Genomic DNA, 2,399 nt, shown 5'->3' with positions numbered 1-2,399 from the left:
CCCGCGTCAAAGTCGTCTGCACCACCCTCACAGAAGCCAGCACGACGACGATCGAGAAAATCGAATTCCTCGCACTGTGCGCGGCGAAAATCCTCACCCCCGGCCCGCTGCGACGTGAGATCTGGCGACTATGGATGGAAGCCGACCCGAAAGAAGCCACCGAAGCTCGAGAGCAGTCGACGAAGACTGATCGCACCGCCTATGTGCGGAAAGGCACTGCCGGGTTGTCGTGGCTCTCCGCAGCCATCACCGACCTCGAAGGTGTCGAAGCCGATCAACTCCTCGACGAAATCGCCGACACCGTCTGCCCCGAAGACTCCCGCAGCCGTAACGCCCGCCGCGCCGACGGACTGATGGCCCTGCTGCACGGTGAGCGGTCGTTGCGGTGTGACTGCCGATCGGTCGATTGTCCGACGCGCGACGTCGAACTAACCCCGCGGCGAGGACATCTCGCCCAGATCGTCATCGACGCGAAAACCCTGCTGGGCCTGAGCGCTGATCCAGCACACCTCGGTGACGGAACACCGATCGATGCGGACCTGGCGCGCATCCTCGCCGCCGACGCGACCTGGCAAGCCATCCTGGTCGAACTACGATCCGCCGCGATGGCAGCGGCAGGACAGGACACGGATGGCGACAGCAGCGACTCGGTTGGCGATCATGGAGATGAGCCAACGAAGCCCGCAGCGACGGATCCGACCGCTGACCAATATGCGGGATCGGACTGCACCGACGACACCGACGACACCGACACTGCCGGCGGTGGCGACGGTCGCGCTAGCAGTGACGTCACCGATCCGAGGGTCGCAGCCGGTTCTCCGATCGACGACGAGTCCGAGGTCGATCACGACACCGAACACGACACCGATGTCGACTCCGAACCTGTTGACCCCGAACCGGATTCACCACCCGCAGAGGTCGAGTACCTGCACTACCTCCGCCGCGGCCGAAAACACCGACCCGGCGCCATAGCCCACCCCACGACGACGGCACCGCCCTGCCTGCACCGTGCCCGCAGCGTCGGAAAAGTCATCGACGACATCCTCACCGCCATCGCCGACGACGCATCCCTGCGCCGCGGGGTGCATCCCGACGGACACGGCGGACACCTCGAACCTCCACCCGGTGCATTGATCTACCGACCCCGCGCCGAAGTCGCCGAGTTGGTCCGCGCCGCCTACCCCACCTGCGTGTTCCCGAACTGCACCGTCCCGTCCCGCACATGCGAACTCGACCACCGCGTCCCGTTCAATCACCCCAACCCCGCCGCGGGTGGCTGGACCATCTTCGACAATCTCCAACCGCTGTGTAAAAGGCATCACGACATCAAAACCTGGCAACTGTGGACCTGCACCGCCCTCCCCGGCGGCGCCATCCTCTGGACCAGCCCCACCCACACCCCGCACATCACGCTGCCCAGCCACCACGCCATCGTCGGCGCACCCCAACCCGAGCCGGAAACCGTCGAATCAGTCCCGACACCCAGCTACACCGACCCACTCACCGCCTACGAAGCCAACGAACTGCTCTACGAACCCACCTGGTGGGAAACCTTCGCCGACACCGACGCGACGGCAACATTCGCCGACCACGACCCCTACCTCCGAGACCGCTACCGCGAACACCTCGCCATCATCAGCAAACGAGTCGGCGACGGCAAACCTCCGTGGGAACGAACCCCGGACCCGGCTCCGGAGAATGCGATTTCAATTTCACATTCGGTGGGTTCCAACGCGCTGTTAGGCATCTCCACAACAGCTGCCAGGAAGGTCTATGCAATCTACCAAAAATGTTGTGCCATAAAGGAACAACTACTTCGCCAGGTTGACGGACGTCATATCGGCCATCTATAAATAGCGAACTGTTCGGCGTCTTGGGGCACCGAGAAAAACTCGATTCAAGGAGCTGTAACAATGGCGTGCAGTCAACGGTCTCGGCGAGCACTTCTCGTCATCAGTGCGGTCATGGTTGCATGTGCAGCGACGACCTCCTCGACCGTAGCGAGCGCTGATCCGGTCGTAACCCAACCTGCTCTACCGTTCCCAATTCCCCCGCTGCCACCGGAATTCGATCCGAATTTCTACAATCCGCCGCTCGCAGCGTATGAGGATAAGCAGCCCGGCGAAATTATCGCCGCTCGCCAAGTAAATCTTGGCTTCAGTTCTGTGCTTCCGATCAACGCGGCGTCCTGGCAGTTGTCGTATAGATCCACCAACACCCGCGGTGAGCCGATCTCTGCCGTCACGACGGTGCTGCAGCCGCGCAAATCGAAGGGTCCAGTTCGGGACAAGTTACTGTCCTACCAATTCCCGATCGACTCACTCGCCCACTACTGCGACCCCTGGGGTGTACCAATGATCTTGGACAGTGACTCTCGTTTTGAGAGAGGATCTGTACGT

At 62.2% G+C, this 2,399-nt stretch carries 1 protein-coding gene; it reads left to right on the top strand.

Annotated features, from left to right (window positions below; genetic code table 11):
• On the top strand, positions 1-1,853 hold a 1,853-nt coding region (locus tag ACHIRB_RS01805), incomplete at its 5' end, for an HNH endonuclease signature motif containing protein (RefSeq protein WP_395127590.1).
• Positions 1,854-2,399: the final 546 nt, after the last annotated feature.

It is taken from the genome of Antrihabitans spumae, from assembly GCF_043944905.1.
In the GTDB taxonomy this organism is placed as follows: domain Bacteria; phylum Actinomycetota; class Actinomycetes; order Mycobacteriales; family Mycobacteriaceae; genus Antrihabitans; species Antrihabitans spumae.
Note: the sequence above shows the minus strand (reverse complement) of the source record. Positions and strands in the feature narration are given on the sequence as shown.